We start from the raw sequence: 25685 nt of genomic DNA, 5'->3' as shown, positions 1-25685 counted from the left end.
ACCTTGAGATCCCTCGTGTTAGACATTATCACAATTAGGAACTTGGTACACACTCGGGATGACAACTTCTCTTAAGAACCATTCCCGATGGTTGTCATCCTGAGCGCTGTTATAGTAACAAAGGAATTATTGATGATCGCGAAGGATCTCAACTTATTTTTGGACTTAGATGTTTGATCTTGTTTGAGACTCTTGATGTTCAATAAGTTTCTTCAAAAATATTATAAGGCGTCCAGTGTGACAACGTCATAGTTTAAACCTGGATCCGCAACGCTCGCAGGAGCTTCGCACGCTGCGAGGTTGCTTTTTGGAATACTGTTTCACACTTATAATTATTAAGCTCGTTCCAAACCATCCCGATGAAATTGGGAGAATGCATGCCCGGACCGCCCGGACCTCCGGTCCGCATTGATGCCTGAAAAGCAAAAAAATCATATAAATCTGTTACCCATGAAAAAAACCACGTTCCAAATTGATGGCATGCATTGTGCCGGTTGCGTCAATGCCGTAGATAAACAGCTTGAAGCCCTGGAGGGCGTGCGATCGGCTCAGGTAAATCTTGCCACGGAATCGGCCACGGTTGAGTATGAGGGAGAGATCTCCATAGAGACTTTTGATGAGGCCGTCACCAAAGCCGGTTTCACACTGGTCCGTCAGCAATCAGAAGAAACAGAAGATAAAGCCAAACAGGCTGAGGAACGCGAGCAAAAGAAACTGGATACGGCCCGCAGAAACATGGTGTGGTCGTGGGTCCCGACGCTCATCATGCTGGCATGGATGATACCCATGTGGATCGCCGATTATATGCTTTTTGGTATGATCGGGATGGAAGCCGGTATGATCCTGTTGTCAGGTTTTGCCATTTTTGTGCCGGGATGGGAAACTCTGAAGAGTGCCTGGCGGTCAACCAAAAATCTGAGCCCGAATATGGATGTGCTGATCGCGATGGGGTCACTGGCGGCTCTTTCAACCGGGTTTGTTAAGCTGCTGCATGCCTTTGGGATCGGAGCTGATTTTCACAGCTTTGCCATGATAGGGGGCATGATCATGGCCTTCCACCTCACCGGTCGGTACATTGAGACCAAAGCCAAAGGGAGTGCCTCACAGGCCATTCGGAAGTTATTGACCCTGGGGGCAAAGGAAGCCTCCGTTTTAAGAGATGGGGAAGAGATCAAGATCCCTGTCAGCCAACTGAAGATCGGGGATGTGATGCTGGTTCGCCCCGGAGAAAAGATCCCTACCGATGGAGAGGTAATAGAAGGGGAAAGCAGTGTGGATGAGTCCATTGCCACCGGTGAGTCTATGCCGGTAGAGAAAACCAAAGGAGATGAGGTCATTGGCGCTACCCTGAATACCAATGGCGTTTTAAAAGTGAAAGCCACCAAGATCGGTAAGGATACTTTTCTGAATCAGGTGATCAAAATGGTGGAAGAAGCTCAGGGCTCCAGGATCCCGATTCAGGATTTTGCCGACCGGGTGACCAACGTCTTTGTGCCGGTGGTACTTTTGCTTGCCCTTTCGACTTTAACCGCCTGGCTGGTATTTCCGGATCTTTTTGGCGGATTGGTGATCTGGGCATCAGACTTTATTCCATGGGTAAACCCTGATCTTGGTTCCACTGCCCTCGCTTTTTATGCGATGATCGCGGTACTGGTCATTGCCTGTCCGTGTGCTCTGGGATTAGCCACTCCAACAGCACTTATGATTGGGTCCGGATTGGGCGCTGAAAACGGCATATTGATCCGTAAGGGAGAAGCCATTCAGCGTATGAAAGATGTGGATACCATTGTGCTGGATAAGACCGGAACCATCACCAAAGGGAAGCCGGAAGTGACCGATGTGATCACTTTTGGGGAACTGAGCGAGAGTGATCTGCTTAATCTGGCTGCCTCTGTTGAAAACAATTCAGAGCACCCGCTGGCCCGTGCTGTGGTGAATGCGGCCTCAGAAAAAGGTATCGAACTATTAAATTCAGTCGGCTTTGAAAGTATTACCGGAAAAGGGGTGAAAGCTATTGTTGGTGAGGGAGCCGTGGGAGTGGGAACGGCATCACTGATGGAAGAACTGGGTGCAGAGATCACCGATGAGAGATCCCGGCAAAAACAACAACTTGAAGAAGAGGCCAAAACAGCCGTTTATGTATGCCTATCCGGAGACCTGCTGGGCATTCTGGGTATCGCGGATGAAGTGAAGCCGGACAGTTTGGAGGCTATAAGTGAATTCCGAAAGCTGGGATTAACAACCATCATGCTGACGGGCGATAATGCCAAAACCGGTCAGGCCATTGCCGATAAGGTCGGTATTGATGAAGTGATCGCTGAGGTACTGCCGGATCAGAAATCAGATGAGATCAGGAAACTGCAGCAGTTAGGCAAAGTGGTAGCTATGGTAGGGGATGGCATCAATGATGCTCCGGCGCTGACCCTGGCAGATGTGGGCATTGCCATCGGAACAGGAACGGATGTAGCCATAGAATCAGGTGATATTGTACTCGTAAAAGGCGACCTACCCGGCGTATTGCGGGCGATCAATCTCAGTAAGGCAACGTTTACCAAGATCAAGCAAAATTTGTTCTGGGCCTTTTTCTACAACCTGATCATGATACCTCTTGCTGTGGTGGGTATGCTGCATCCCTTACTGGCTGAGGTAGCTATGGCCTTCAGTTCCATAAAAGTCGTACTCAACTCCAAGCGGCTGGGTAAAGCGGAGTTGGATTGAGTTTTAAGGGTAATTCATGTAATCGTCAGACCAATTAAACCTCGTTCCGGTGCTCCGCTCAGGAATGCCTAATGGAGGCTCCGCCTCATGCTATCCAATTCCAGTCTAACTTTCCACCCATACCGATCGAAAAGCACCCTAACAAACTTTCATAATTCAGCATAAAACAAATTTCCTGTAAGAAGGTTATCTTTGACGAAATCCTATTCAAAAATTTTATTTATTAGAGCTATGAGCAATAACAAGATCCTGATCCTTGGTTTACTAATAACTGCCGGCGTGGCCGCCTTTTTATTCTGGCCGGGTAATGAGTCACCCAGCGACCTGTTTAAAAGCGGAACTGAAGTGGTAATGTATAAAAATGAAGGCTGTCAGTGCTGTACAAAATGGGGCGATCACATGCATGAAGGTGATTTTGCAGTGGAAGAAGTTCCGGTTCCCGTATTGATGCAGGTAAAACGCGATAACGGGATCTCCCGAGAACTCGCTTCTTGTCATACTGCCCTGGTAGAAGGATATGTGGTGGAAGGTCATGTGCCACGAGCCGATGTGGAGCGTATGCTAAGGGAAAAACCCGATGCCATTGGGTTGGCCGTACCGGGAATGCCGATCGGTTCACCGGGAATGGAAACACCGGGCCGCGCTCCGGAAAGCTATGATGTGCTTCTGGTTCATAATGACGGTTCCACAAGCGTATATTCTTCCTATTGATCACATACGGACCCGTCTTTATTAAAGACATTTAGCATCAAACCCTTATTCATTGGATCATTGGATAAGGGTTTTTTTGTAAGCTGTTGTTTTGTATAAAAAGCTCAAATGGAAATTATTGGCGAAACAAAGTATTGTGTTCCGGGTTTAATAAATAAATCGGAAATAAATTCGGAGTAAAATGAAGGACACAATAGGAAGAATACTGACCATTGGGGGTGTATTAGGCATCATCTATTACGGCTGGCAATATTATGAAGAATCTGAATCATTTGAAGCCTTTGGGGCAGACTTCGCGATCAGTACCGGAGATTACAATCCTATTATCATTTCGGCAGTTGTGATGCTGGTTGGCATCATTATTACCAAGGTAAATTTCAAATAACTTACCCATACTCATGCGATCAGCATAGCTTTTCGCTGATATCCCATAGTAATTTAGCGGCTTCAGGATCCCGGGCTATTTTAGACGGTGTGGCTGCTTTTTTGTTTTTGAAATAAGCCCCGTTGGTCATTTCAACCTCCGGTGAACTGGCGAGATAAATGGAAGTTTCGGCTCCTTTTTCAGGTGAGGTCAGAAAGGGTTTACCCAGAGTAAAAAACAACTTCGAAAAGAAACCTCCACTTTGGGCAAAATTTGAAGCCACGACTCCAGGGTGAAGGCAATTCGCAGTCACATTGGTATCCACCAGGCGATCAGCCAGCTCTTTGGTAAACAGGATGTTGTAGAGTTTGGAATTTCCATAGGCTTTCCATGGCGAGTATCCATCCTTCAATTGAATGTTATCAGGATCAAAGGTGCCGGCTTTATGGGCGTCAGAGGACACATTGATAATTCGGCCACTGTCTGCAGCTTTGATGTGATCGAGCAACAAGCTGGTGAAAAGGAAATACCCCATGTGGTTGACCGCAAAGGTCATTTCGAGTCCGTCAACGGTTTCTTCTTTTTCTGAAGCCAGGAAACCATGGTTGTTGATAAGTACGTCGATCTTATCATAAGCATCTGTGATCTGTTTAGCGGCTGAGTGAATGTCGGACTGAATGGCAAAATCACATAACACGATCTCGATGCCGGAGTTACCCGTTGCTTCGATGATCTCCTGCCGTGCTTTCATGGCTTTATCTTCATTTCGACAAACCATAACAAGGTAAGCGCCTTTCTTAGCTAAGGCTTTTGAAGTTTCAAATCCGATTCCGGAGTTAGCCCCGGTGATCACCACTAATTTGTTTTGCATGATTGACTGTTCAGCTTGTTGAATTTTGAAAGGTAATACGTCGTTTTTTAAATATTGATACGGGATTTCTAACGGTTTTCATAAGTCTCAAATTCCGTATCTTCAGGCAAAAATTAATTGCTCAATGATACAGGAATATCTGAACTCAATTGACAAATTTGTGGTGGTGGGAGATCGAGTTCTCATCAAGCCGAGAGACATGGAAACGCACACCCGCAGCGGACTTGTGCTTCCGGCATCCGTGAAGGAAAAAGAAGAGATACAGAGCGGTTACATTTTGAGAACCGGGCCCGGATACCCCATTCCAAATACAGATATTGAAGAAACCTGGAAAGGCAGTACCGATACCAAATACATCGGTATGCAGGCTATGGAGGGAGATCTGGCTATTTTCCTGAAGAAACAAGCCTATGAAATAGAATTTGAAAACGAAACGTATCTGATCGTGCCGCATGCGGCCATTCTGCTTTTGATCAGAGACGACCAATTAACCTAAATGAATACAGTTAAAGAGAAAGAGATCAGTACAAACGAAACCGTTTCTGAAGCAAAAGAACAAGAGAAAACGAAAGACATGGAAAAGCATTCCGTGGTAGATGACATTCAGGGGATCATCATAGGCTCTCTGATGGCAGCTTTTGGTATCGCGATCTTTTCGCACATGAACTTTCTGATCGGGGGAACTGCCGGTGTGGCATTTCTGACTCAATACACCACCTCACTGACCTTTGGTCCGATCTTCTTTGTGATCAACCTGCCGTTCTATGTTCTTGCCATCAAAAAACTTGGATGGGATTTCACGATAAAGACCTTTATTGCTGTATCAGGGGTTTCATTCCTGACAGAGTTCATCCCGACGATCTTTGAGTTTGGGGAGATCAATCCGTGGTTTGCTGCAATCTTTGGAGGCTTTCTGATCGGCAGTGGATTATTGATGCTTTTCCGGCATAAGGCAAGTCTGGGAGGGTTGAATATCCTGTCCATCTATGTTCAGGAATATTTTCAGATCAGTGCCGGTAAATTTCAGATGGTAGCTGACACACTGATCATTCTGGCTGCCTTCTTTATTGTGGATTGGAAAGCCCTGGCTTTTTCGGTATTGGCGGCTGTAGCTCTTAATATTATTCTGGCCATTAACCACAAGCCCGGTCGTTACCGCGGCATGAGTTGATCGGACTTTGTTCGCAACGACCTGTCTGCCGATAAAGGCAGGCGCAGAGCGTCTTAGCGAGGTTAGGTGTAGAGGATGTATTTACCAAATCCTGAGTTGAAAATCCCCGCTGCTAAGGCCTGGTTCTAGCGTTCCGCTTGGACAATGATTGGTATAGAGGTTTCGAGGGTATATTAACTTTTCCTGAGTTGATATTTTCCATCGTCAATTAGCCTAAGTGGCATTTCGCTGAAGTCCTTGAAAACCTACACTACCACGATCAGTAGCTCTGCGTCAGAACGAGGAAAACAGCCGGGAGTTCAAAAGAGGAGCTGTCAGATATTGAAACTTTCGATGGCTTTGAGGAATTTAAAGCCCCGGGATGGAGATTACCTTTAAGCGCGAATGTACAGGTTGCCTATGATGAACTCACACAAGACTAACACCCAGGAAGAGAACCAAAATAAGCAGTCAGCTAAAAGAAGATGCCTGTTCTGTGGGCAGGAGGCAGAACTGATCTGGGTGCATGGTCACGGGCAATGTGCAGCTTGTGGGATCAACGCAGAAGAATGCTGCCGCGGAGAACAGTGTGGGGGTTAAGTGTTATGGTGTTTAGGTGCTTACGTGTTACGCTATTAGGGCACGTAAGTACTAGCCTAATACCGTAACGCAATCACACCATAACCGTCTCCTAATAATCATACTGCCAACGCAGGTCAATTCCCTGCTGTCTTTCATCTCCCTGAGTGATGATCAGATCCAGGTTGTTTTTGAGCATGTATTCCAGGATGAACATGGTTTCTGGAGTGGTACCGGTGATCTCATTGATGATCGCAAAAAACGTTCTTCGGTTCAGGTACCATCCGGTTTTGATAGAAGTAGTTGTTCCGGCATCAGATCCTGTATTATTGGTTTCGATCTGAACGACATCAATGCCAAGTTCCTGAGTAGCGAGGGCTTCCACCTCATCCAGTAAGACCCCGACCAGGAGATCGGTTGGGGAAGAACCGCTGCCTCCGCTGACCACCTGCTGCCACGAATCAAGGGCATAGCAAGGTTTGTTGAAAAGTGTGTAGCAGATGATATCCTGCTGCTCCATGTAAGGTTCACTTTCAAAACGAAATTCAGGTTCCTCAGCAGTTCCTTCGATCACATAAAACAGGGTAATTGGATCACCTTGCTTTTGTGCGCTTTGAGGGACGTAACTCGTGTTTACATAAATATCCGGATTTGTGAGGGGACCACTGAATGTAAAAGACCCATCTTCCAGGTTAAACTGTTTGCCGAGCGGCCGGACATAGCCCTCGTTAGCATCGAGGCTGCCAAATAGCTGAAGTTCACCACCGGTTTGTTTTTGAGCCTCAAGCTCGCCATTCAATTCGATCTGCATATCCAGGTAACGACGGTTACGGATAAAGAAATCCCTCTCAATAACAAAGGTCATATCCATGGCAAGGGAATCGTAAGGACTGAATGAGGCTTTTTCTTCTTCTTCAAGCTGTACATCCTCAACCGATTTCTCGCCAAAGTTCTGAAGGAACACAAACCCATTTTTGATAGTGAGGGAACCGGAAGCCTTTGGACGAACCGGGTCACCGGAAAGATCACTATTCAGATCAATAGTTAGATTATAGTCATCGGTATTGGCAAGCCTGAACCGATTAGCCCGTGCGTTAAGGTTCAGGTTCTTTGGCGTGATTCCATCCAGTTCAATTGAACCGGAAGCAGAGAAGCCACCACTTCCGCTATTCATATTGAAACGGTTCAGGTTGAGGTGGCCATCTTCCATAAATTCAATTTCAGATTGAATATCGGTCAGTGTAATTCCGGCAACGGGTACAGAAACCCGGCCCTCTTCTAATCTAAGGAATCCCTTGGGTGCCAATGTAGTTTTGGTCCCGTTTATTTGAACATTCGCATTCAGCGTACCTCTTAAATTTCGGGTGAATTGCTGATCCAGAAAGTCGTTAAATACCGACAGGTTAAAATTATCGGTGACGAGGTTCACGTTTAAAGAATCATCCTCGCCCGGGGTCTGAACTTCAAAGGTCCTGAAGTCTATGGAAACCGGTACCATGGCATCGATGGATGCCGCACGTTGCCCGCGAGCATCAATGCGGGTAAAGGCGGAGATGTGTTCCTCGGTATGGTTGTACTGAAAACTGGCCAGAGCGGAATCGATCGGGATACCGGATATAGTGGGGTTTTTCAGCTTAAACGACCCTCCAAAATTAGGCTGCCCGGCAGTGCCATCTAAATTACCAAGAAATGAGATCTCGCCCTCTGTTTGGGTGACCTGAAATGCTTGTAGTATGCCCTTGATCTCGTTAAGATCGATCGGTTTTATTTCCAGTGAACCGGATACCGGTTCCTCAAAAAAGGTTTCGGGTAAATCATCAGGAGCTTCAGGCCTGAAGGGGACGTCCACGGTTCCACTAACCATTTCATCTCCATGCATCATCACCCGCAACCCTGCATTTAACCGCTCCTCACCGATCTGAAAATCCAGTGAAAAAAGTTCGGTTTCTGTTCCAAGGTACGACAAGTTTCGGATATTCAAGGCGCCATTACCGGTAAAGGTACTGTCGGTATTTTCGAGAGCCAGCCCACCGGACAGGATGCCATCTACAAACCGTTCATCAAAAATGGTTTCCTGAATGATACCGAGATCGCAATTATTGGCTTCCATCCAGAAGCGTTGGGAAAGGGTGTCGGCATAAGGAACCGCAAAATTCAAAAAGGCATCATTTTGTGAGCCTAAACGCAGGGTATCCGTTTTTATGGAAGCTTCTTCATAGATCAGATTAAAAGGTTGCTCCATGGATAAGGTTTGAACTGATGTAATGAATTCTAACTCATCCCAGCTTAACTCCGTCCTCAGGGTATTGAGGTTAACCGCGAAATCACCTGATTGCCTGATCTCCCCCGCATCCTCGCTAAGAATGTCAAAGTTGAAATATCCGGACATGAATTCACTGTCAGCAACACCAATGGTTTGAAATGTGACATCCTGAAGGGGGATATCGTTGATCACCGGTTGTTCAATGTTCAGCGAAAAGTCAAAGCCGTACTCATCCCGAATGGAGATCTTGGTTAAGCCGGAGATCTGATCGGCGGTAAAAAGGGAATCGTACTGAACCTCAGAAAGGGAAATATTTCCATCGAACAACAATTCATTTTCGATCACTTCGCTCACCTTACCGGTAATGGTTCCGGTGGCTTTAAGCTGTTCTGCTCCTGCCAAAGGAGCCAGAGGCTGAAGATCCAAGACCTTCATATTCAGGTCAAAGTTGTTGGATGGATCCGTGCGATCTATCAGGTTTCGGCGGCCTGAAAAATTCCCTGCAATGACTTCACTGACTAATTCACCGTTTCTGACCCTCAATATGTTATCCTGCAATTGAGCATCAATGAGCAGAGAATCAATGGAGGCTCCATTGATATAGCTGGAATCGACCTGGATCAACGTTTCAAAAGAGTGGTTTTCTAAGTCAGTGAAATTTCCGTTTGCCGCCAAACTTAGGTTAAATGAACTTGGTATCGACTCGAGATCAGGGAGGTCAGAAAGGTTGAATGCACGGGTGGAGGTCTCAAACGAAAATGAGCGGGTTTCATTAAAAAGCTGTTGAATAGCGGCCTTAAGGTTGATCCTGTTATCGAACAGATCGATGAAGCCCTCTGTGGTCAGTGTTTCTGAATTTACCGTACCGGTGATGGATAGATCAGGAATCTGATATCCGGCAAGCTCTATGGGATCAGATTGAAGTGTAATGCGTTCTCCAAAGGTCGCATTGGCGGGGTCGTTTGTTCTGACCGGTATTTTTTGTTTGAAGAGTGAAAATTTCCATGGCTCATCACTTAGGGTAAATCCGGTACCGGAAGCCTTGGCATTTAGGGAAACTACACCGCTTAATTCAGGTGATTTCGCCCATCGGGCAGGGTTGAGTTCAGAGAGTGTTAAACTTGCGGCCCATTCAGGATCGTTATCAAACAGGCGTTCAATATCAGCATTCAGGATCACCGATTCCGGTCCGTCTCGCATTTCTAGATTGGCGATCAAAGTCTCATTTTTCAGCGTACCGCTTCCGAAAAGTGTTTGCAGCCTGTAATTCTCATACCGAATATCATCCAGTGTAAACCCCCAGGTCAGATTCGCCTGCTCAGGGGTCGGATCAAGGTGTCCTTCAGCCGTGACCTGAAAGGCGGAGACCATTGCCTTAACAGAATCTTGAGTGTAATACCCGAGATCCAGATTGCGGGCACTCAGTCCGGCCTTTTTGAGTGTTGGTTCTTCATGAATTGACAGCGTTGTTACAAACAGGAGATCATCAAAGCCGGAACCGTCACCTGAGATCTCTATATCAAATGATTCAAACGTACCATTGGCTTGAAGAGATAACTGCAGATCTTCATCCGGCAGCGGTTGGTCGATATAGGGTTTGAGGTCAGAAAACGAGAACGGGGAGGCACTAAATGCAGCATTCAGGGTTGAATCCTGAAGGTCAGTATAGGCATTGGCTTCCAAAAACGATCGTCCGGTACTAAGGATGAGCTCGTTCAGGGAAATCCGGCCGGTGTCGTAATCGGCAGAGGCAGTCAGGGCTATGGAATCCGGTAGCCGGCCTTCATTGATCTTCAGGTCGAGTTGGTCTAAACTCGCGCTGATCTCTTCAAATAACCGCAGGTGCGCTGTAGCATTCAGGTCAGTAATAGAGAGAAACCCATCGGGGAGATAAGTCGGTGAGCTTACAAAGATCTCCGAATTCTGAAGCTGAATTTCCTGAAGGTCAATATTCAGGGGCGAACCACTTTCGGGATTGGTGTTGGTCGTATCCTGCGGAATCAGATTTTGAGCATTGAACGTACCCGGTTCTTCTTCTTTCAAATACAGCTTCATCCCATTAACCGAGATCTGTGAGCTTTGATAGGTTAAACCGATAAGTTTCAACAGCGAGTGCCTGATGTGGATATCTGCCACAGAAAGCAGAGTATCCGCTTTGGAATCTGTAAGGGTAATTCCGGAAACATGGAAGTCATTCCAGAGATCTCCGCTAATATTCCGGATCTCAAGGGTGCCATTGAGGGAAGATTTGGCAATGGAAGTGATCTGATCTTTGGCAAAATTACGGACAGTCTGAGTTTTTAGTGATAAGCGTATTCCGATCAAAAAGAACACTAAAGCGAGTGATACCCAAAGTATTCTTTTCAGCCGGGGGCTAAGGGGGCTATGTTGCTTTGATTCACTCATTAAAATGCCTGCCCAATGCTAAAGTGAATACCCCACCGGTTCCACGCGCTGCCGTAGTCGGTACCTTGATAGATCCGTAGGTCCTCGTCAGTTGGGTTGATCTTATACGCAACATCAACTCTGACCGGACCAATGGGAGACTGGTACCTTAACCCTGCGCCTGTACCAAACAGAATGGGTGTGGATGCAATGGAACCAAAGTTTCTCCAAACCTGCCCGCCATCTAAAAAAGTAGCTACACCAAAACCTTTGATGAGCCGGTCTAATCTGAACCTGAACTCCGTGTTGAAACTAAAGCTGGCGCGGCCTCCCATTGGGACAAACCGGTCGAAATTACCGTCTGCGTCAATGATCGCTCTTTTTGGCCCAAGTTCCTGCCGGTTCCAGCCCCTTACGGAATTCGTCCCTCCACTGTACACCCTGATATTTGAGGGGAGGGTGTCATTCTTTGAAAAGTAGATCCCCGACATATTGATCCGGTTCGCAAAAACAATATCGTCTGTAATAGGAGTGAATTTTCTGGCATCAAGACCGGCCTTTTGAAAGCTGTAGGTTGACTCCCCAAACAATCCTGAAAGTTCCCAAAAGGGTTGGATGGACCACCCGCTTTGTCCCCGGTTCAACCCATTTGAGTAGAATGCATTTATATTAAAAGAGGAGGTGTTATAGGATTGAATACTGTCGGGCAAGCTTTCCTGTGAGTTTAGGGTGTACTCATTGTTGAGGGTAAATTCATAGGAAACGGTACCGGTGAAGTTGGCACTGTACTGATACACAAAGCTGTTGTTGAAACCCCCTCTCAGGATCTCGTAGGAAGGTTCCAGTTGGTGACTGATAAACGGCGAGGTAACAAAAGAGGTTTTTGTGTTGAAGAGATATGGAAACAGGTAGTCGGTGCTAAAGCGTTGTTCAATGGCCGACGCGCTGGCAGATGCCGTTAATCGTTCACCTCTTCCTCGCATGTTACGGTGGGTCCATGAAGCACGCCCCCTGAAGAGTTTATAAAAATCGGCCCAGCCATCATCTATTCTTGTGAGGTTTCCAATACCGAACAGTAATTGAATGGTTCTTGGCGGAGCTTCCCTGACTCTCACGTTGATATCAATAGTAGAATCCTGAGGTTGATCCGGGATGGATACGATCGCGAACCTTAGAAAATGATGACTGAAAACCTCACGTTGTGCTTCCCGCAGCTGATCATTGCTGAAATACTCGCCTTTTTCTATGCCCGTTTCACGCCGGATATATTTTGCTGCAAGTTGTTCTTCACCTTCTACACTCACAGAATCAAAGCGAGCTCTGACGCCTGAGTTCACCTCAATGTTTACAATAGCCAGCTTTTTGACACTGTCAATTTGGGCCTGAACCGAACTTTCGGCATAGGGATACCCAAGATCATTAAGAGCACCGGTCAGATTCGCTTTTACATCCGTTTCGTTAACGGTTTCGTAGCGTTCACCTTTACGATATGGCAGTCGATCGGTCAGTTTCCTGAAATCATCGTTATTCAGGATCAGTTCACGGTCCGCTTCTTTTTGTGAGGTGATACTGAAGTTCACCTTATCAATTCGAATGGGTTTGTTTTCCGTGATCGTAAATAGAAGGGCCTTTTTCCACTCTTTGTTCAGCGTTCGGATCTCATAGGCCACCTGAACGTCATTGAACCCTCTTCGCTGATAGAATCGCTCAATTCTAATAACATCCCTACGGACTTCATTTTCGTTGAGTCTCATGCCCGGGTTTTTCCAGAAAGCCAGTTTTTTGAACCAGCCGGGTGGTTCATTCAGAATATTGTTGCGCAATACAAGGTCTTCGTAGGTGGTGTTACCCTCAAAACTCACGCTCCATACCCGTGGTTGAACCGGCTCCTCATCCTGTGATTGAGCGAAAGCGGTACCCAGTGCTAAAAACAGAAACCCTGCCGACAAAATTAAAATATGAGTAGCTCTATGCATGTTTAAATTCAGGGATCAGAAACCGTTATTTGAATAATAAGTATAACCTAATGTTTGCTATCTTGGTACCCAAGATTTGATTTTAAGGAAATAATGTAAAAGTCTAAATGTCTTTATTTTCATGAGATTTGTATTACTGCTGACTTCACTGATGATTTTACTAACATCCTGTAAAAGTACCGAAGAGTTTTCCGGTTTCTCTTACGATCCGCCTGATGTGACGGATACCACTGATAAAGAGCTCACCCCTCAGTATAAACGTGTGATCGGAACAGGGGAACCCACCGTTTGGGTCTCAAATATGTTCGATGGGGCTCGCCTCAATGATTTTTATGCCAAAAATGACTCACTCTTTGAAGTGTACATTCGCCCCGAAAATGCACCTATCAATAACAGCCCGTGGTATGCCTTTAAAATTTGGAGCGACACACTCAGGTCAGCTAAAATAAAGATTAATTATCAGGATGCCACACATCGATATGTTCCTAAATTACATAGGCCTGATAGTTTGGGGTCTGTAACGCTCAGTGATTACGAAGAGTTGGCATTCGAATATGATTCAACCGATGGCACGGCAGTTATTGAGCTGGAACTAAGCGAGGCACCGCTTTATGTTTCGGCACAGCCATTGCAGACCACATCAGATCTGATGGAAGATCTTGAGTCCCGCAACATTGTCGGTCACGATTTTGTAAAACATAAACGTGCCGGGCTTTCTAAAAAAGGAAGAGAGATCATGGAACTTGAGATCACGGAGGTTGCTCCCGATCAAAAAGCACCGGTGCTTGCGATAGTTGGAAGGCAACACCCACCTGAAGTGACCGGATATCTGGCTTCCCTGAGTTTTCTGGAGGAGTTGACTTCAGATACCGAACTGGCTGAACAATTCAGAAATACCTTTGTGGTCAAAGCTTTCCCGATGATCAATCCGGATGGAGTTGACCTGGGACACTGGAGGCATAATGCCGGGGGAATTGACCTAAACCGGGACTGGGAGAATTTCAATCAACCCGAAACGCGGGTGGTCAGGGATGCACTTTCACGGTTGAAAGATCACGACCGACGGATCATGTTTTATGCGATCGATTTTCACTCCACAAACGAAAACCTGTTCTACCCCATCAATGAGGAGGTAAAGACCACACCGGATAACATCACTCAGAAATGGATCCCATTGATCAAAGAGAATAACGCTGATGTGGAATTTACGGTTGAGGAATTCGACACAAGTTCACCTATTGCTAAAAACTGGTTTTATCATACCTTTGGAATAGATGCTGTAACATATGAGGTGGACGATCGTCTTGAAACAGACAGACTGGATGAAATTTCGAGGTCAGCCGCCCGTTCGTTGATGCAATTACTACTGGAAGAATGGCATCACAAAAATCTTGATAACTAATGCAGTGTTGCACATATTCATGTCTAATATTTTGATCGGAAGTTTATGAAGGGATCTGAAATACTGCTGGAAGGCATACAAAACTGGAAATTAAGGCTCATACTGAGTGCTCTATTGAGCATTATGGGTTTGGCCGCATTCGTCAGCATGTCGTTAAGTTTGTTTGTGGACCTTACCGTTTGGGATCAAACAGTGGTCAGCATCGCGATCTTTATGGTTGGAACGCCGGCCTATCTGATCCTCAGTAATCTTGGGAAGGTGGACCAATACACCATTGCCGGTTTTTTAAACGAAAGTCTTGAAGAAGTTAGGGGAGACGCCGAAGTACTGGTCAAAAAAGAGGACGACCTGGACGAACATGAAAAAACACGGCGGGAACAGCTGGAAGAGTTCTTCACAGAAAATCCGCTGTATAATTATTTGCCTGACAAGCCCGTAAAACAAGCATACATATTATTTTTGATCACACTTTTAGGCAGCTTCGGCATTTGGTATCTGGGTTAGATCATAATTCGGCAACATGTAGTGCAAATGTGAGAAGCATGGTGTCTGAATAATTGGAATATTTTCCCGGCACATTTAACTCAAATAGTTTAAGAATACAGTCCACAGACCATTATAATGGGACATAATCACCACCATCATCACCATTCTAAAATAGACGACTCCTCCATCTGGAAGCTATGGGTTTCCATCTTTTTGAACCTTGGGATCACCCTTGCACAGGTGATCGGTGGGCTTATTTCGAATAGCCTCTCCCTGCTGTCGGATGCGGTTCATAATTTCAATGATTCGATGTCGCTGGTGACTACTTTGGTGACCAAAAAAATTGCAAAGAAGGGAGCCACATCCTCAAAGACCTTTGGCTACAAAAGAGCGGAGATCATTGGTGCTTTCGTGAATCTGATCACTTTGGTGATCGTAGCTCTGTTTCTCATCAAGGAAGGGATAGAGAGGTTTTTCGTACCTGAGACCATTGATGGACTCACCATGTTTTGGGTAGCTATGATCGGCCTGGCTGCCAACCTGATAACTGCTGCCCTGTTGTGGAAGAATTCCAAGGACGACCTGAATATGAGGGCTGCTTTTATTCACATTCTGGCTGATGCGATCTCCTCGGTTGGGGTGATCATTGGGGGATGGTTGATCATCAAATATAACTGGTACGTGGTGGATGCCATTCTCACTCTCCTGATCGGTTCATACATTTTATGGCACAGCTATCACATGCTGAGGGAAGCTATTGAGATACTGATGGAAGCCAAGCCGGACAATATCGATATCACAGAATTGACAACTTCCATGCAGAGTGTCGATAAAGTGTGTGATGTTCATCATGTGCATGTGTGGAGGCTGGATGAAGAAAGCACCCTGTTAGAAAGCCACATTGTGATACAAAAAGAAGACCTGCATTTGATGGAAGAAATTAAATCAGCCATTAAAAAAGTGCTGCATGATGAGTATCACATCACCCACAGCACCCTTGAGTTTGAATTTGAGCCGTGCAGTGCTCAAGATCATCAGGTTGTTCATCAACATGAGCATCACCACTAAAAATATTCTATTCTACTCTGCCGGAGCTGAGAAATCCTGATTGAATGGGTTTCCTTCAGGAATGGTGATCTTCACAAGTCCATAATCGGCGGCCTGATGACACTGATTACAGGTTTGGATCATATTCTCGTAGTTCTGCCTGAACTGGCTCAGGTCCTGATTGTCGATCGCTTCCCCAACTTGTTCAAGCTGCGGTGGCAACATGGTACTCATAAGATTGCTGATGTCAATACCGTCATCCATCATATTGCCTTCGCTTATCACCTCAGATAGCTCTTCCAGCTCATGGGCATAGATATCCGCAAGTCCCCAGTTTTCTTCCATGCCGGCCAGGTACAGTTTTGTACTGTAACGCTGAATAAAAGACATGTGATAGATCAATGGGACGGTTTCAGCATAATTTTCGTCAGAATCGGAATGAGCCGGTTCACTGACTGAAGGCTCTTCAGATGACTGGGGTTGGCAGGCAAATCCAACAAAGACTAAAACGGTTACAAATAATGCAGCTAAGATTCTGAATTGATTTTTCATACTGAATGATTAAATGATTTATACTTGTTGTCATAATTTCAAAGTTATTCCTGAAGTTCCTTACATTCAAATCATGAAAAAACTTTTACTTCTTATACTACCATTTTTTGTATTCGCATGCGGTAATAACCCTGACGTTATTGATGATATGGGGGATGCAGAATTTCAACTTCTTGATCAGGACAGTGCCGCTGTAACTTTTCCTGACGACCTTCAGGGGAAATATGTGGTTATGGGTTTCATCTATACCAACTGTCCGGATATTTGCTCTTTGATCACCCAGAACCTTAAAAAGATACAGCAGGATCTGAATTATCCGGAGGATGTAGAATTTGTGGCCGCCACTTTTGATCCGGTGAGGGATACGCCCTCCACATTAAAGAATTATGCGAGATCGTTCGGAGTGGATGAAGGGTTTACCTTTTTAACCGGTGACTCCACACAGGTGTTTGCCCTGATGGACAGTGCCCGGGTCCGAAGTCAGGTTTCCATGACCACGGAAACTGAAGATGGACGTGAGTTGTATTTTATCAACCACTCCGATAAGATCATGGTGCTGGATAAGGAGTCGCGAGTGATCTTTGAATATGGCGGCAGTCAAAAAGTGATACCTTCCATTGTGGTTGAAGACCTAAATAAAGTACGATGAGAAATTCCGTTTTAGTTTTAATGATCCTGGGATTGGGACTGTTGGCAACAGCCTGTAATTCTGAAGAAAAACAAACCGCTGACTCCGATGAAGTTGTGGCCGAACAGCGGGTGCGTCCGGCTGCAAGCGGGGGCACAACAGCAGCCTATTTTACCTACACCAACTCATTGTCTGAGCCCGATACCCTGCTTGGGGTGGCCGGTGAAATTTCTGCGTTGACTCAGGTTCACGAAACCTACGAAACCGAAGATGGCATGATGGGGATGAGAGAGAAGAAGGCTATCGCGGTTCAACCCGGAGAAACCCTGATGTTTAAACAAGGTGGATTGCATGTGATGTTCATCCAGCTGGAAAAAGAATTAGCTGAGGGTGATTCCGTGGCCTTAACGCTTCAGTTCAGTAAGGCAGGAGAAGTTCAATTAATGCTGCCGGTCAAACATTGAGCGATAAGAATACCACAGAAGCTTATTCCAGGAGTGCCCGGAAGTATGAGATCAAATGGAAGAAATACCTTGATCATACGCACTCAAAACTGTTAGCTGAGTTTGAAAGTACTCCGGAAGATAAGATCCTTGATGTAAGTGCCGGAACCGGATTATTTGCGGAGCACCTCATAGAAGCCGGTTTTGGGTTCAGGTCAATGACATTGAATGACGTTTCTGCAGGAATGTTAAAGCTGGCGAGAGATAGATTCAGTGAGAAGGGATCGATTCACTTTCAGTGTGATTATGCCGAGGAGTTAAGTTTTGAACCCAATTCATTTGATGTTGTGGTATCAATGAATGCCTTTCATAATTACGCCGGACAGGAAAAAGCACTGGAGCAGGTCCAAAGGATCTTAAAACCCGGAGGACATTTCTATCTTTTGGACTGGAATCGGTCGGGTTTTTTCAGGGTGGTAAACAGACTTATCAAACTTAGTGTCCCTGAAATTATCAATACCCGTTCGGCAAGTGAAGCTAAGGAAATGGCAGAAGGGGTAGGCTTAAAAGTTGAGTCAGAACAAGAATGGAGCTACAGGTACTGGAAGTTCTTCCTGATCAGAGCCTCCAAAAAATAACGTGGTTTTATTTACCTAATTCAGGATGTAAAGGGTAGCTATTGAGAGAGCAACGGGGTGAACCGAATGTTTGCCACGATTAATAATATTCAACAACGGCGGTGATGGCACCCTGATAGTGGCCGTTCAACTGCTGAAGGTCGCTAACCTTACCATTGATGGAAATGTCATGTTCACCGTTAGGAGAAATAACCTGTTCGGCTTGTAAAGTATCAAAGTCCAGGATCTCGCCTTGCTCGTTAACAACCTGATCTTTGTTTTCGAGGCGAACATTTATTTCAGAACCCGGGGTGGTGACAAGAGTAAAGGTGCCGGCTTCAAAATCTTCAAAAGCATTAACAGAAGTAAAGTCGATAAGCTGTTCATTCAAGGCAGTAAAACCTGCGCCGCTAATAACTTCAACCCGTGCTTGCATAACCGCTGTTACCTGGGCATTGGCCTGAAAGGTAAGTCCGGCTGCTAAGAAAGTAAGTATGGAGAGAATTAAAGTTTTCATTGGACCTCCTGTTTTAACTCACCCGCAATTTATTAAAAGTTTCTAATATTAAAAAATCTTAATGTTTGAAACGAAGACGTACTGATCCTCTCCAGGGATAAAAAGTGTCAAATAAAGCGTTCAGATGGGGTTTTTACACTTATTAGAAATTGAGGCTATTCCTCAGGAGAAAGGCAAAGATTAGAAAACGGCAACGAAATAGGCGTCAGAGTCTCAGGAATCTCTTAATCTTGATCATCCGGGCCTGCTTTTTGAGTCGGTGGAGTTCATCCTTTGAAAGTCCGGCATCCTCGGGCGTTTGTTCGATAGCTTTCAGGGTATTGAGGGGATCCAATACACCAAGATGATGGATGAAGGTATTGAGATGGGATCTTAAGTAATTACTGCGGTTTTTATCGAGCAGATCAAGTATTTGAGGCCATTGCTCAGGCTTTACGGAACATTCAATTCCTAAGCCGATGGCATCCGTTTCATCATTTCCGTTCAGGCAGATCTCAAGCTGCAATTCCAGACTTTTTGGGAGGGGTTCGGGTCGTAGCAGTTTGGGTCCCTTGTGCTCCTGATATCCTTTTGGAAAAAAGCTCTTCCACATTTCTCCGGTAGTCGGATCGTGATAATAAACTTCAAACGTTTCCAGGTTCTTACGGAGTGGAACCATGCTGTTGATGCGTTCGATCTGTCGTTTGTTATCTATGATGTACATACTGCTACGGACTTATGGGTGTCTGATCATTTTAACCTGAACTTAAACATAAAGTTCCGAGGTAGGCATTTGTTACATTTGAAAAGTAGGTGTTGTGGAGTTGGCATTATTTCATATTTAATTATAGAAAGTTCAAAATATTAGATTGATGCCCGCCTCAAATCAGCGTATCTTTGGCATCTGATGATCGGGGCGTGGCTCAGCTAGGTAGAGCGCTCGGCTGGGGGTCGAGAGGTCGCTGGTTCAAATCCAGTCGCCCCGACATTTAAGAGCTTCCAAATGGCTTTTATGGCCGTTTTGGGAGCTTTTTTATTTTAATATTTTCTCGAATTTATGCCTTTGATAGTAATTAACCGATTATTTGTTACGCTAGTGTGATACATAATGTGCTCCAAAATGGAGGAGCAAATCACTGTGTAAGTGATGGCTTTTCTTTTTAATTATAGTTCAGATCTTATCCCTTACTCTGGCACAGCTCTACCAAAACGCCGTTGTTGTCTTTAGGATGCACAAAAGCCACCAGTTTGTTATCGGCGCCATCCTTGGGCTGTTCATTCAGCACGGTGAATCCTTCTTTTCTGAGCCGGTCTAATTCTGCGTGAATATCTTCCACTTCAAAGGCCACGTGATGTAGTCCCTCGCCCTTCTTAGCCACATATTTTGCGATCACGGAATCCTCATCGGTAGGACCAAGTAATTCAACCTTTGACTCCCCGGTTTGAAAGAAGACAGTTTCCACCTTTTCACTTTCAACCACTTCCGTTTTTGTAGGGGAGCTGTTCAGGATCTTGCTATAGGTTTCAGTAGCTGATTTGATGTCTTTGACGGCAATGCCAATATGATCTATATGCATGATGAATAAATAAGTGTTGAATTATAATTAGTTTTGAATATCTGTCGGAAATTGCTGTAACAAGCCGGGTTCGCGCATGATCTTTTCTATACTTTCGATATCACGGGGAAGAAAATCACTGTAGATCTCCACTCCATCTTCCGTAACAAAGATCATGTCTTCTAGGCGGATATAAATGCGTTCTTCCGGTACCCTGAACTGCGGCTCGATCACGAAAACCATGCCGGGTTCAATGGGCACCGAATAATCCCCAACATCATGAACCGACATGCCCACACCGTGACCAAGGCTCATAGACGAGCTCTTAGCCCTTTCATGATAAGACTGAACAAATTCCTCTGCTGCTTTACGGTAAACAGGTTTTGAGAAATCAGTAGCTGCAAGTATTTGGTCTATCTCTACCAGGGCATTCTGCATAACTTCCTGTGGGGTCAGCCCGATCTTGATGTTGTATAAAATGGCTTCGTAAAACTTCAAATAGAAGGTATAGAGTTCTTTTTGAACCGGATTGAAGGTGCCATTGACCGGCCACATGCGTCCCAGGTCACTTGAGTAATAGTCCACATAGGCTCCGTAATCCATGAGGATCATGTCCCCATCTCTTGCAGGACGAACACTCTCATGATAGTGATTCATGTAAGCATCAGGGCCAAAATGAATGAGCGGGTAGTAAGCATCATCCTGAATGTTATTTTTTATGTAGATGTATTTGGAAACCGCTTCAAGTTCGTAAGGTTTGACGCCGGATTCAGTGGACCTCATGGATTCCATGATAGCCGCTGCCTGCAGATCTGTGGATCGTTTGATCAGTTCCATCTCTTTTTCAGATTTGATCTTTCGAAGTTCATCAATGATAGGGTCCAGGTTGCGTACTTCTTTACCGGAAGAGATTCCTTGCAGTTTAGAAATGAATAATTCATGCCGGGCTTTCTGATCGGTAAAGGTATCGCTTTTCATGTCCCGAATGGCTCGGCTTAACATACTCCTTGTTCCTGCGATCCCTTCGTAAGGCGAAAAAGGGGTGTAAACCGTTTCAATATCATCAGAACTGAGTAACCGGGTGATCACATCCTCAAAGTCACTCTGAAAGTAAACTTCATCAATTGCTGCATGATCGTAAATCAGTTTGGCATCTTCGGCCGATAATACTTTTCCTTCCCCATATTCTCTTCGATCATCCCGTTGCTTTAAAAATAAAAGTACAGATTCCGAAGGTCCGTGTAGTATCAGGTAGGCATGGGGCGATGAAATACCGGACAGGTAGTAGAATTCATTATTCTGCCAGAAGGGAAGATGTCCGGCAGCACTAGGGGCACCCTGTAACACAGCAATGGCCTTTTTACCGATGGCATCAAAAACTTTAGCTTGTCGCGAAGCAAATTCATCCACACTAAAATGAGTGGAGAACAAGGGTTTTTCCTCCGCTTCTTTAGATGTGTTCCATGCGTAAGACTGTCCATGTCCGGCAGTGTATAACAAAATGGCTGTAAGAGCCGTAAGGCAAAAATGCTTAAAAAGTGGTTTATTCATGGTTCAATATGTTGGGGCGTGATGATTGCCAAAGAGTCAGGATTTTCATCCTTATAATCAAAAAGTATTTAAAAGTTATATTAGCTTTAACATTTTGAATTCAGCCGTTAAAAGTAGAAGAAAGCCAAATGTCTAAAAATTTCATACATCACCCAACCTCAGGTCAGAAAAAACACCCCTTTTGGTTTAAAACCACGATGATCCTGATCGGGTTGAGCCTGTTGGTTATCGTACTTACTACGGCAAAATTCATTTTGATGCCTCTGGCTTTTTCAGCTTTTCTGGCGATGGTGTTAAATCCCCTCGTTAGGTTATTTGAGAAATGGAAGCTTGGTAAAGCCTTCAGCATCATTCTCAGTATGGTGGTCGTCATCGTGGTATTGGCGGGAGTTCTGTCCCTGATATCGGTTCAGTTCACGCAGTTTGCGGAACGGGTGCCGGAGGTTTCAGAGAAATTGAAGACGGTAAGTTCACAGACCATTGGGTTTCTGGAAGAGCAGGTTGGGATCTCTCAGGAGGAACAAAGTAAGTACCTGGAGCAGGGGGTTAACAACCTGATCGATCAAAGTGGGAATCTGGTCAGTTCATTGGTAAGTGCTACCACCAACATGTTCACCGTTTTGGGGTTATTGCCTATTTTCATCTTTTTCATGCTGTACTATCAGGAGATGTATAAGACCTTCTTTCAGAAGTTATTTGCCGCTAAGAAGGGTGATTATACGCATGTGGACAGCCTGCTGGATCGTATTCAGGAAGTCACACAAAATTACCTGGTGGGGATGTTAACTGTGATCGGAATTCTGGCCATGCTGAATACTACCGGACTCTTCATCATTGGCCTGGAGCACGCCCTGTTCTTTGGGGTCTTTGCCTCACTGCTGGCTATCATTCCATATATCGGGATCATAATCGGGGCCTTGCCGCCTTTACTGTTTGCCCTGCTGTTAACGGATTCACTGATCACTCCTTTGCTGGTGATCGCTGTATTTGGGACGGTACAATTTCTGGAGGGCAATTTCATCACCCCCAAGATCGTAGGCTCCAAAGTGTCCATCAACCCTTTTGTGGCTATGGTGGCATTGATCGTAGGTGGTCAGCTATGGGGCATTTCCGGAATGATCCTGTTTGTGCCACTTATCGGGATCCTGAAAGTGATATTTGATCAGATCCCTGACCTCAAACCCTATGGATATCTGCTGGGCAATTCCATTGATTACAATAAGGAAGAATGACTCACTTGAGCCGGGCTATCTTTGCATTGTGTTTTCTGCTTCTGATTACTTCCTGTGCTGAAGAATCAAACCGGCGCGAGCATTATTTTCTGGATGGTTATGATAATCTTGAATTCAGGGATCCATCAGGAAATCCGGTTTCACCCCGGGATTATATTAGACAAACCACAAGAAATGGGTACCGATATTACCTGGTCATAGATACAAGTTTGACTCTGGTGCATAAAAGGTCCGGCGATCCTTATACCGGATATATCAGAACCTTTCATCGCGACAGGTATAATATTCAGGGTGAGTTTGAGGATGGGAAGATTTTTCGGTTAAGATACTGGCATCCCAATCGTGTGTTGGCTATGGATCGTAATTTCAGGGATGAAACCATGTCGTTGTGGAGTTCGGGCGGATCGTTAGTGGCAGCCGCCAACGATAAAGAGGTCTATTTCTACTATTCGGGATCGCAGGATATAAAAGAGATACGAAGTGATATCATGCACAGCTACTTTGACCGCGAGGGTGAACTTGAGCGGTATACTGTTAGCCGGGATACAGCGAGTTTGTTGTATGATGGAGATGGGAATTTACTCCGGTATCTTTCCTTCAAGGCGGGGGTCGGTTTGCATGGTTCGGTGAAAGAGTGGTACCCAAATGGACAATTGAAAGTAAGGGGTGAATATGTGAATGGGCGTCAATCAGGGATCTGGATCGAGTATGATAGCCTTGGAAACGAAGTGGAACGGGAAGTATATCCCGATCGTGACTCTGCTGAACAAAGTGAGTTGAATTAACCGGGTTGAACCATCATTAGTGAGGGTATTATGATAAAATTACCATCTTTAGAAAACCTCTCGAAGCAAGCTATAGAAACAAGCCGAAGGTTTCCGGTCGTTCTAACGTTTGCCATAATGGGAACCGTTGCCTTTTTATGGCTGGCCGATCAAAATATGGGGCATCCTGCGATCGTGAATTTCATTTGGGTATCGGCTTTGGCCATCTCCATTTTTACAGCCATTACCACTGCGGGTGAAAGATATAAGTGGAGTGGGGCAAAATTATGGGGTACCCGAATCATTACTGTTATTTTGCTGGGTATTTACTACTTGTTTCTTCCTGAGGAATTTGAACCATCCGGTTCAGAAGCCTTTTACCGATACTTGCTATGGTTCCTCGCCGGCCATCTGTTGGTCTCGTTCTCGCCTTTCGTAAGTGGTGGTAAGGTGCATGATTTCTGGGCGTACAACAAAAGCCTGTTTTTGAGATTGTTACTATCCGCTCTGTATGTGGCTGTGTTGTTTGCAGGACTTTCTATTGCTTTGATCTCCCTTGAAAATCTGCTCGAGTTCAACCTGAGGAGCGTTAGGTATGGGCAGGTCGCGATCTTCCTGACGGGAATATTTGGCACGTGGTTTTTCCTGTCTGGGGTTCCAAGACCTGATGATCTGACTGAAACCGAGCGTTCGTATCCCAATGGACTCCGCTTGTTTGTACAGTATGTATTGTTGCCGTTGGTGGTCGTGTACATTTTAATTCTGTATCTGTACATGGGTAAGATCCTGATCGAATGGGCCTGGCCAAATGGGTGGGTAGCTAATCTGGTTCTGAGTTTTTCGATCACAGGCATTTTAGCGTTACTGCTGCTTCATCCCATTCAAAAGGAGGAAGATCATAAGTGGGTGACGGTTTTTGCCAGGGGATATTATGTGGCTCTCATCCCGCTTATTGTGTTACTAATGCTGTCCATCTGGGTGAGAATTTCAGAATATGGGGTAACGGTGAACCGATATTTGGTGGCTACACTGGCCGTTTGGCTAAGCGGTATAGTTCTTTACTTCTTGATCAGCAAGGCCAGGAATATTAAGGTGATTCCTATCTCGTTGTTTTTGATCACCGTGCTGATCTCATTCGGTCCTTTGAGTGCTTTTGAGGTGAGTGAAAGGAGTCAGCTGAATCGTCTGGAATCAATATTTCAGAAACACGACTTGCTGGATGAAAGTGGCTTCATTGTGACAGCAGGTTCTGAGATCCCGTTTGATGATCGCAAACAGATCAGTTCAGGGATCCGGTATTTGTTAGACCTGAACGGAACCGAATCGCTTCAGAAATTCTTTTCTGACGATCTCGATGAGTTGATCGAAAACAAACATGATCTTGAAGTGGTAACCGATGCCGGGGCTATCACCCTGAAGATCGGCTTTGAATATGTGTATGATTGGGAAGAGGAAGGTGGAATGGAAGAAGGGTTCTCATTTTTCCAGGTATCATCCATGAACACCGATGCCGTTAGCGTAGATGGCTTTACCCATCATTTCGGTAGTATTGAATTATGGAGTGGAGCAGAACCGAAAGAAGTGGAGGTTCTGGCAGGCGATCATGAATTCAGGATCTCATTGAGCGATCATATGCTGCAAATGGATCTATTAGGTGAGGAAGGAGCCGTTACCGAAATCCTCGAAATGGACCTGATGCCATTGATAGAGAAATTACCCAGATCATCACCAAGTGTCTTTGAAACAGTGCCGGCAAGGGATTTGACGCTTGAGGCCGCAGGCGAACGTTTCCTTGTGAAGGTGGTATTCAATACATTGAGTAGGCAGGTTCAGGATGGTGAGTTACAAAATATCAGAGTGAACCTTGGGTTATTTACAAGACTCACAGATTGAG

The 25685-nt window shown here is 45.2% G+C and carries 23 protein-coding genes and 1 tRNA gene; 16 read left to right on the top strand and 8 right to left on the bottom strand.

Annotated elements, in window-relative coordinates; all coding sequences use genetic code 11:
- Window positions 1-450 precede the first annotated feature (450 nt).
- The 3 genes from C3B73_RS02650 (at window position 451) to C3B73_RS02640 (ending at window position 3814) form a co-directional block, all read left to right on the top strand.
- The gene (locus C3B73_RS02650; RefSeq protein WP_103664088.1) at window positions 451-2718 is read left to right on the top strand and encodes a heavy metal translocating P-type ATPase; all 2268 of its coding nucleotides are present in this window, start codon (window positions 451-453) and stop codon (window positions 2716-2718) included.
- A gap of 231 nt (window positions 2719-2949) precedes the next feature.
- On the top strand, window positions 2950-3429 hold the full coding sequence (locus C3B73_RS02645) for a DUF411 domain-containing protein (protein ID WP_103664087.1): 480 nt from the start codon (window positions 2950-2952) through the stop codon (window positions 3427-3429).
- 181 nt (window positions 3430-3610) lie between these two features.
- Window positions 3611-3814, top strand: coding sequence for a hypothetical protein (locus C3B73_RS02640; protein ID WP_103664086.1), 204 nt, complete (start codon window positions 3611-3613; stop codon window positions 3812-3814).
- A 19-nt stretch (window positions 3815-3833) separates the two neighbouring features.
- On the opposite strand, the gene C3B73_RS02635 is transcribed toward C3B73_RS02640, so the two are convergent.
- Complete coding sequence (locus tag C3B73_RS02635; protein WP_103664085.1) at window positions 3834-4664, bottom strand: SDR family oxidoreductase; 831 nt, start codon at window positions 4662-4664, stop codon at window positions 3834-3836.
- A 124-nt stretch (window positions 4665-4788) separates the two neighbouring features.
- Here C3B73_RS02635 and C3B73_RS02630 point away from each other — a divergent pair, with 124 nt between their 5' ends.
- From C3B73_RS02630 to C3B73_RS14050, 3 genes are all read left to right on the top strand, one after another.
- Entirely contained in the window at window positions 4789-5160 is a 372-nt protein-coding gene (locus tag C3B73_RS02630) for a co-chaperone GroES (RefSeq protein WP_103664084.1), read from the top strand.
- Window positions 5161-5835 (top strand): YitT family protein, encoded by a 675-nt coding sequence (locus tag C3B73_RS02625; RefSeq protein WP_232802949.1) that lies wholly within the window; start codon window positions 5161-5163, stop codon window positions 5833-5835.
- A gap of 399 nt (window positions 5836-6234) precedes the next feature.
- A complete protein-coding gene (locus tag C3B73_RS14050; RefSeq protein WP_157939404.1) occupies window positions 6235-6414 on the top strand; it encodes a hypothetical protein in 180 nt (59 codons plus the stop codon).
- A 91-nt stretch (window positions 6415-6505) separates the two neighbouring features.
- Here the strand turns inward: C3B73_RS14050 and C3B73_RS02615 are convergent, their stop codons facing one another.
- Both C3B73_RS02615 and C3B73_RS02610 read right to left on the bottom strand, forming a co-directional pair.
- Entirely contained in the window at window positions 6506-11062 is a 4557-nt protein-coding gene (locus C3B73_RS02615) for a translocation/assembly module TamB domain-containing protein (protein ID WP_103664083.1), read from the bottom strand.
- Complete coding sequence (locus tag C3B73_RS02610; protein ID WP_103664082.1) at window positions 11062-13017, bottom strand: BamA/OMP85 family outer membrane protein; 1956 nt, start codon at window positions 13015-13017, stop codon at window positions 11062-11064. The genes C3B73_RS02615 and C3B73_RS02610 overlap by 1 nt, the downstream gene beginning before the upstream one ends.
- Before the next feature lie 121 nt (window positions 13018-13138).
- On the opposite strand from C3B73_RS02610, the gene C3B73_RS02605 reads away from it, so the two are divergent.
- From C3B73_RS02605 to C3B73_RS02595, 3 genes are all read left to right on the top strand, one after another.
- Entirely contained in the window at window positions 13139-14419 is a 1281-nt protein-coding gene (locus C3B73_RS02605; RefSeq protein ID WP_103664081.1) for a M14 family metallopeptidase, read from the top strand.
- Window positions 14420-14464: 45 nt separating this feature from the next.
- Window positions 14465-14923: a hypothetical protein gene (locus tag C3B73_RS02600; RefSeq protein ID WP_103664080.1), complete on the top strand. Its 459-nt coding sequence runs from the start codon at window positions 14465-14467 to the stop codon at window positions 14921-14923.
- A gap of 117 nt (window positions 14924-15040) precedes the next feature.
- Window positions 15041-15973: a cation diffusion facilitator family transporter gene (locus C3B73_RS02595; protein ID WP_103664079.1), complete on the top strand. Its 933-nt coding sequence runs from the start codon at window positions 15041-15043 to the stop codon at window positions 15971-15973.
- A 12-nt stretch (window positions 15974-15985) separates the two neighbouring features.
- Here the strand turns inward: C3B73_RS02595 and C3B73_RS02590 are convergent, their stop codons facing one another.
- Complete coding sequence (locus tag C3B73_RS02590) at window positions 15986-16504, bottom strand: hypothetical protein (protein ID WP_103664078.1); 519 nt, start codon at window positions 16502-16504, stop codon at window positions 15986-15988.
- 73 nt (window positions 16505-16577) lie between these two features.
- On the opposite strand from C3B73_RS02590, the gene C3B73_RS02585 reads away from it, so the two are divergent.
- From C3B73_RS02585 to C3B73_RS02575, 3 genes are read left to right on the top strand one after another with little or no spacing between them, the layout of a single operon-like run.
- Window positions 16578-17153 (top strand): SCO family protein, encoded by a 576-nt coding sequence (locus C3B73_RS02585; protein ID WP_103664077.1) that lies wholly within the window; start codon window positions 16578-16580, stop codon window positions 17151-17153.
- Entirely contained in the window at window positions 17150-17596 is a 447-nt protein-coding gene (locus tag C3B73_RS02580; protein WP_103664076.1) for a copper chaperone PCu(A)C, read from the top strand. Before C3B73_RS02585 ends, C3B73_RS02580 begins: the two co-directional genes overlap by 4 nt.
- Complete coding sequence (locus tag C3B73_RS02575; RefSeq protein ID WP_157939403.1) at window positions 17593-18213, top strand: class I SAM-dependent methyltransferase; 621 nt, start codon at window positions 17593-17595, stop codon at window positions 18211-18213. Before C3B73_RS02580 ends, C3B73_RS02575 begins: the two co-directional genes overlap by 4 nt.
- A gap of 79 nt (window positions 18214-18292) precedes the next feature.
- Here C3B73_RS02575 and C3B73_RS02570 read toward each other — a convergent pair whose 3' ends face one another.
- Both C3B73_RS02570 and C3B73_RS02565 read right to left on the bottom strand, forming a co-directional pair.
- On the bottom strand, window positions 18293-18709 hold the full coding sequence (locus C3B73_RS02570) for a hypothetical protein (protein WP_103664074.1): 417 nt from the start codon (window positions 18707-18709) through the stop codon (window positions 18293-18295).
- 205 nt (window positions 18710-18914) lie between these two features.
- Window positions 18915-19412, bottom strand: a complete 498-nt coding sequence (locus C3B73_RS02565; RefSeq protein WP_103664073.1) for a hypothetical protein — start codon at window positions 19410-19412, stop codon at window positions 18915-18917.
- Between the two features lie 188 nt (window positions 19413-19600).
- On the opposite strand from C3B73_RS02565, the gene C3B73_RS02560 reads away from it, so the two are divergent.
- A tRNA-Pro gene (locus C3B73_RS02560) sits at window positions 19601-19674 on the top strand.
- 192 nt (window positions 19675-19866) lie between these two features.
- Here the strand turns inward: C3B73_RS02560 and mce are convergent.
- Together mce and C3B73_RS02550 are read right to left on the bottom strand one after the other, a co-directional pair.
- Window positions 19867-20265 carry a methylmalonyl-CoA epimerase gene (gene mce / locus C3B73_RS02555; protein ID WP_103664072.1) on the bottom strand — a complete coding sequence of 133 codons (399 nt, stop codon included), beginning with the start codon at window positions 20263-20265 and terminating at the stop codon, window positions 19867-19869.
- 27 nt (window positions 20266-20292) lie between these two features.
- Window positions 20293-21795 carry a M24 family metallopeptidase gene (locus C3B73_RS02550; protein WP_103664071.1) on the bottom strand — a complete coding sequence of 501 codons (1503 nt, stop codon included), beginning with the start codon at window positions 21793-21795 and terminating at the stop codon, window positions 20293-20295.
- Window positions 21796-21923: 128 nt separating this feature from the next.
- Between C3B73_RS02550 and C3B73_RS02545 the strand changes: the two genes are divergently transcribed.
- The 3 genes from C3B73_RS02545 to C3B73_RS02535 are packed head-to-tail and all read left to right on the top strand — an operon-like array spanning window position 21924 to window position 25684.
- Window positions 21924-23027 carry an AI-2E family transporter gene (locus C3B73_RS02545; protein WP_103664070.1) on the top strand — a complete coding sequence of 368 codons (1104 nt, stop codon included), beginning with the start codon at window positions 21924-21926 and terminating at the stop codon, window positions 23025-23027.
- Between the two features lie 5 nt (window positions 23028-23032).
- Entirely contained in the window at window positions 23033-23812 is a 780-nt protein-coding gene (locus tag C3B73_RS02540; protein WP_157939402.1) for a toxin-antitoxin system YwqK family antitoxin, read from the top strand.
- A gap of 30 nt (window positions 23813-23842) precedes the next feature.
- The gene (locus C3B73_RS02535; RefSeq protein WP_103664068.1) at window positions 23843-25684 is read left to right on the top strand and encodes a DUF4153 domain-containing protein; all 1842 of its coding nucleotides are present in this window, start codon (window positions 23843-23845) and stop codon (window positions 25682-25684) included.
- Window position 25685: the final 1 nt, after the last annotated feature.

This window comes from Gracilimonas amylolytica, assembly GCF_002911695.1.
Taxonomy (GTDB): Bacteria; Bacteroidota; Rhodothermia; order Balneolales; family Balneolaceae; genus Gracilimonas; species Gracilimonas amylolytica.
Note: the sequence above shows the minus strand (reverse complement) of the source record. Positions and strands in the feature narration are given on the sequence as shown.

What these genes read in the sequence shown, in the direction of transcription:
- C3B73_RS02590 (WP_103664078.1), bottom strand. Translation starts at nt 16,504, where the DNA reads ATGAAAAATCAATTCAGAATCTTAGCTGCATTATTTGTAACCGTTTTA.
- C3B73_RS02580 (WP_103664076.1), top strand. Translation starts at nt 17,150, where the DNA reads ATGAGAAATTCCGTTTTAGTTTTAATGATCCTGGGATTGGGACTGTTG.
- C3B73_RS02545 (WP_103664070.1), top strand. Translation starts at nt 21,924, where the DNA reads ATGTCTAAAAATTTCATACATCACCCAACCTCAGGTCAGAAAAAACAC.
- C3B73_RS02640 (WP_103664086.1), top strand. Translation starts at nt 3,611, where the DNA reads ATGAAGGACACAATAGGAAGAATACTGACCATTGGGGGTGTATTAGGC.
- C3B73_RS02600 (WP_103664080.1), top strand. Translation starts at nt 14,465, where the DNA reads ATGAAGGGATCTGAAATACTGCTGGAAGGCATACAAAACTGGAAATTA.
- C3B73_RS14050 (WP_157939404.1), top strand. Translation starts at nt 6,235, where the DNA reads ATGATGAACTCACACAAGACTAACACCCAGGAAGAGAACCAAAATAAG.
- C3B73_RS02605 (WP_103664081.1), top strand. Translation starts at nt 13,139, where the DNA reads ATGAGATTTGTATTACTGCTGACTTCACTGATGATTTTACTAACATCC.
- C3B73_RS02630 (WP_103664084.1), top strand. Translation starts at nt 4,789, where the DNA reads ATGATACAGGAATATCTGAACTCAATTGACAAATTTGTGGTGGTGGGA.
- C3B73_RS02635 (WP_103664085.1), bottom strand. Translation starts at nt 4,664, where the DNA reads ATGCAAAACAAATTAGTGGTGATCACCGGGGCTAACTCCGGAATCGGA.
- C3B73_RS02625 (WP_232802949.1), top strand. Translation starts at nt 5,161, where the DNA reads ATGAATACAGTTAAAGAGAAAGAGATCAGTACAAACGAAACCGTTTCT.
- C3B73_RS02645 (WP_103664087.1), top strand. Translation starts at nt 2,950, where the DNA reads ATGAGCAATAACAAGATCCTGATCCTTGGTTTACTAATAACTGCCGGC.
- C3B73_RS02585 (WP_103664077.1), top strand. Translation starts at nt 16,578, where the DNA reads ATGAAAAAACTTTTACTTCTTATACTACCATTTTTTGTATTCGCATGC.
- C3B73_RS02615 (WP_103664083.1), bottom strand. Translation starts at nt 11,062, where the DNA reads ATGAGTGAATCAAAGCAACATAGCCCCCTTAGCCCCCGGCTGAAAAGA.
- mce (WP_103664072.1), bottom strand. Translation starts at nt 20,265, where the DNA reads ATGCATATAGATCATATTGGCATTGCCGTCAAAGACATCAAATCAGCT.
- C3B73_RS02610 (WP_103664082.1), bottom strand. Translation starts at nt 13,017, where the DNA reads ATGCATAGAGCTACTCATATTTTAATTTTGTCGGCAGGGTTTCTGTTT.
- C3B73_RS02570 (WP_103664074.1), bottom strand. Translation starts at nt 18,709, where the DNA reads ATGAAAACTTTAATTCTCTCCATACTTACTTTCTTAGCAGCCGGACTT.
- C3B73_RS02595 (WP_103664079.1), top strand. Translation starts at nt 15,041, where the DNA reads ATGGGACATAATCACCACCATCATCACCATTCTAAAATAGACGACTCC.
- C3B73_RS02565 (WP_103664073.1), bottom strand. Translation starts at nt 19,412, where the DNA reads ATGTACATCATAGATAACAAACGACAGATCGAACGCATCAACAGCATG.
- C3B73_RS02650 (WP_103664088.1), top strand. Translation starts at nt 451, where the DNA reads ATGAAAAAAACCACGTTCCAAATTGATGGCATGCATTGTGCCGGTTGC.
- C3B73_RS02550 (WP_103664071.1), bottom strand. Translation starts at nt 21,795, where the DNA reads ATGAATAAACCACTTTTTAAGCATTTTTGCCTTACGGCTCTTACAGCC.
- C3B73_RS02535 (WP_103664068.1), top strand. Translation starts at nt 23,843, where the DNA reads ATGATAAAATTACCATCTTTAGAAAACCTCTCGAAGCAAGCTATAGAA.